General features: G+C 71.3%; 1 protein-coding gene. It reads left to right on the top strand.

Going from position 1 to position 4088, the window contains the following annotated elements:
- Nucleotides 1-4088 (top strand): SDR family NAD(P)-dependent oxidoreductase (locus ACWGI8_RS40780; RefSeq protein ID WP_453668502.1); only part of this gene is annotated, 4088 nt, incomplete at both ends.

Below are 4088 nucleotides of genomic sequence, written 5' to 3'. Positions count from 1 at the left end.
ATGGTGGAGCTGGCCATCCAGGCCGGAGACCAGGTCGGCTGCTCCACGCTCGAAGACCTCACCCTCCAGGCACCCTTGGTGATTCCGGAAAGCGGCGGCGTCGCGCTCCGCGTCACCGTGGAGGAGGCCGACGACGCCGGACGGCGACCGGTCCGCATTTTCTCCCAACTCGGTGATGCGCCGCACGACGAGCCGTGGACGCTGAATGCCGCGGGTGTGCTGTCGCCTGTCTGGGCCGCCGCCTCCTTCGATCTGTCCGTGTGGCCGCCACGCGGTGCCCAGCCGATCGAGGTCGATGCGCTGTACGACACCTTCGCCCTCGGTGGTCTGGCCTACGGTCCGGTCTTCCAGGGCATGCGGGCGGCCTGGCGGCTCGGGGACGAGGTGTATGCCGAGGTCGCGCTGCCCGAGGACACCACTTCAGACGGCTTCGGCCTGCATCCGGCGCTGCTGGACGCGGCCCTGCACGCCGTCGCACTGGGCGACTTCGTCTCTGACGCGGGAGGTGAGCAGGCCCGTCTGCCCTTCGCCTGGAGCGACGTCAGCCTGTATGCCACCGGTGGCTCCACGCTGCGGGTGCGCATGACACCGGCTGGTGCGGCGGACGCGGTGGCGCTGTACGTCGCCGACGCCACCGGTGCGCCTGTCGCCGTTGTTGAAGCGCTCGCTTTCCGTCAAGTGTCCGAGGAGCAACTGACGGCCGGCCGGGGCGGGTTCGTCGAGTCGCTGTACGGAGTTGAGTGGACCGCGCTGTCGCTCGCGGCGCCGACGGACTCGCCGTCGGGGGAGGCCGCGCAGCGTCCGGCCGCCCCTGGTGCCGCCGCGTGGGCCCTACTCGGCGCAGACGGTGCCGGGCTGCTCGACGGCGCGGAGTCCACCCCGGTGTACGCCGACCTGCGTGCGCTGGTCGAAGGAGTCGAGGCGGGAGCTCCGCTGCCCGAGCTCGTCCTCGTACCCCTGGCCGACCACGGGGGCGGCGACGGGACGCACGACATGGAGGTCGACAGCGGCGGCGAAGTGTCCGCCGAGGCGCATGTCGCCGCTCATCGTGCCCTCGCCCTGGTCCAGGAGTGGCTGGCCGAGGAGCGGTTGGCCGAAGCGCGTCTGGTCTTCGTGACGCGCGGCGCGGTCGCGGCAGGACCGGACGACGACGTGACGGATATGGAGCACACCTCGGTGTGGGGCTTGGTGCGCTCCGCACAGTCCGAGAACCCGGACCGATTCGTTCTGGTCGACGTGGCCGGGGGCGACTCGCTGGACGTGTCGCGACTGCGGCCGCTGCTGGCCTCCGGGGACGAGCCGGAGGCAGCTGTCCGGAACGACGAGGTGCGGGTACCGCGCCTGCGCCGTACCCCGGCAGCCGACACGCACGGCCCGGGTGCGGGGAGCGGCCTCGACGCGGGCAGCGGCTTCGGTTCGGGCACGGTGTTGGTGACTGGTGGTACGGGTGGTCTGGGGTCGCTTGTGGCCCGGCATCTGGTGGCTGAGCACGGTGTGCGGAGTCTGGTGTTGACCAGTCGTCGTGGTGCCCGCGCCGAGGGTGCCGACGCGCTGGTGGACGACCTTGCCTCCCTCGGTGCTGAGGCGGAGATCGTCGCCTGTGATGCTGCTGACCGTGGGGCGCTGGCTGCGGTGCTGGAGGGCATCCCGGCCGGCCGTCCGCTGACCGGTGTCGTGCACACGGCCGGCGTCCTGGACGACGGGACCATTCCTTCGCTCACTCCTGAGCGTCTGGATGTGGTGCTGCGTCCGAAGGTGGATGCGGCGTGGAATCTGCACGAGCTGACGCAGGGCATGGACCTGTCGGCGTTTGTGTTGTTCTCGTCGGCGGCCGGTGTACTGGGCGGTGCGGGGCAGGCCAACTACGCCGCCGCCAACACGTTCCTCGACGCACTTGCCCAGCACCGGCGCGCGCATGGGCTGGCCGCCTCCTCGCTGGCTTGGGGCCCGTGGGAGCGGCTGGGCGGCATGACCGCCTCGCTGGACTCCTCGGAGCTGGGCCGCATCAACCGCTCGGGTATCGAGGAGCTGACGGCGGCCGAGGGCCTGGCACTCTTCGACGCGGCAGCCCTGGCGGCTCCGCGTGGAGGAGCGCTGTTCGTGCCGATGCAGCTGGACCTCGCCCGCATCCGCGCGCAGGCCGCCGCCGGAGCGGGCACGGGCGGACCGTCGGCCGTGCCGCCGCTGCTGCGCGGTCTGGTTCGGGTCCCGTCCCGGCGTGCGGCCCGGACGGGCACCGCACGGGCGGATGCGTTGGCGCAGCGCCTCGCCGGGCTGCCGGAGGCCGAGCGGCACGCAGAGCTGCTGGCCCTGGTGCGTACGCACGTGGCCGCCGTGCTCGGCTACGCGGGAGCCGACGCGATCGGCGCGGCGCGTGCGTTCAAGGAGCTCGGCTTCGACTCGCTGACGGCGGTCGAGCTGCGCAACCAGCTCTCCACGGCCGTCGACAAGCGGCTGCCCGCGACGTTGATTTTCGACTACCCGACCCCGAACGCGGTCGCGGACTTCCTCCTCAGCGAGGTCCTGGGCGTCCGACCCGGTGTGCAGGAGGCGATGCAGGCTGCCGTCTTGCGGGACGACGAACCCCTCGCCATCGTCGGCATGGCCTGCCGCTACCCGGGTGGCGTCACGAACCCCGACGACCTGTGGCGCCTGCTCGTGGCCGGTGGCGACGCGATTTCCGCCTTCCCGGCCGACCGGGGCTGGGACACCGATGGTCTCCTCGTCGCGGACCCCAGGAACCAGGACGGCGAGGAGAGCCGTGCCCGCGACGTCGCTTCCCGTCAGCTGGAGGGTGGTTTCCTGTACGACGCGGCGGACTTCGATCCGGCGTTCTTCGGGATTTCGCCGCGTGAGGCGTTGGCGATGGATCCGCAGCAGCGGCTGCTGCTGGAAGCGTCGTGGGAGGCGCTGGAGTCGGCCGGTATCGACCCGGCGACTCTCCGCGGCAGCCAGACCGGCGTCTTCGCCGGCGTCATGTACCACAACTACGCCTCCCGGCTGACGGAGGTCCCCGACGAGCTCGCGGGCTTCATCGGCAACGGCAGTGCCAGCAGCGTCGTCTCGGGCCGCGTCTCCTACACCTTCGGGTTCGAGGGCCCGGCGGTGACGGTGGACACCGCGTGCTCCTCCTCGCTGGTCGCGCTGCACATGGCGGGTCAGGCGCTGCGGCGGGGCGAGTGCTCGATGGCGCTCGCGGGCGGTGTCACCGTCATGCCGACCCCCGACACGTTCGGCAACTTCTCCCGCCAGGGCGGTCTGGCCTCGGACGGTCGCTGCAAGTCGTTCGCGGATGCGGCGGACGGTACTGGCTGGGGTGAGGGTGTGGGCATGCTGCTGGTGGAGCGTCTGTCGGACGCCCAGCGCAATGGCCACCAGGTTCTCGCGGTCGTGCGTGGCACGGCCATCAATCAGGATGGTGCCAGCAATGGTCTGACCGCGCCGAACGGCCCGGCCCAGCAGCGCGTCATCCGGCAGGCACTCGCCAGCGCCTACCTGGAGACGACCGACATCGACGCGGTCGAGGCACACGGCACCGGCACCTCCCTGGGTGACCCGATCGAGGCGCAGGCGCTGCTGGCCACTTATGGCCAGGACCGTCCGGCTGACCAGCCGTTGTGGCTGGGGTCGATCAAGTCGAACATGGGGCACACCCAGGCCGCGGCGGGTGTTGCCGGCGTCATCAAGATGGTGCTGGCGATGCGGCATGGGGTGATGCCGCGCACGCTGCACGTGGACGCGCCGTCGTCGCAGGTCGACTGGTCGGCGGGTGAGGTCTCCTTGCTGGTGGAGGAGCGGGCGTGGCCGGAGGTTGAGGGTCGTCCGCGTCGGGCGGCGGTCTCCTCGTTCGGTATCAGCGGGACGAACGCCCATGTGGTGCTGGAACAGGCACCGGTTGTTGAGCCAGAGGTTGAGAAGCCGACTCCGGTGGTGGCTCCCGGGGTGACGGTGCCGTGGGTGGTCTCCGCCCGGAGTGAGGCGGGTCTGCGATCGCAGGCGGAGCGGCTGGTGTCGTTCCTTGGGGAGCGGTCGGAGTGGTCGCCGGTTGATGTGGGCTATGCGCTGGCGGTGTCGCGTGCTCGGTTCGA

Source organism: Streptomyces sp. NPDC054841, from assembly GCF_053611045.1.
The sequence above is the reverse complement of the archived record's forward strand: the minus strand, read 5'-3'. Positions and strand labels throughout refer to the sequence as shown.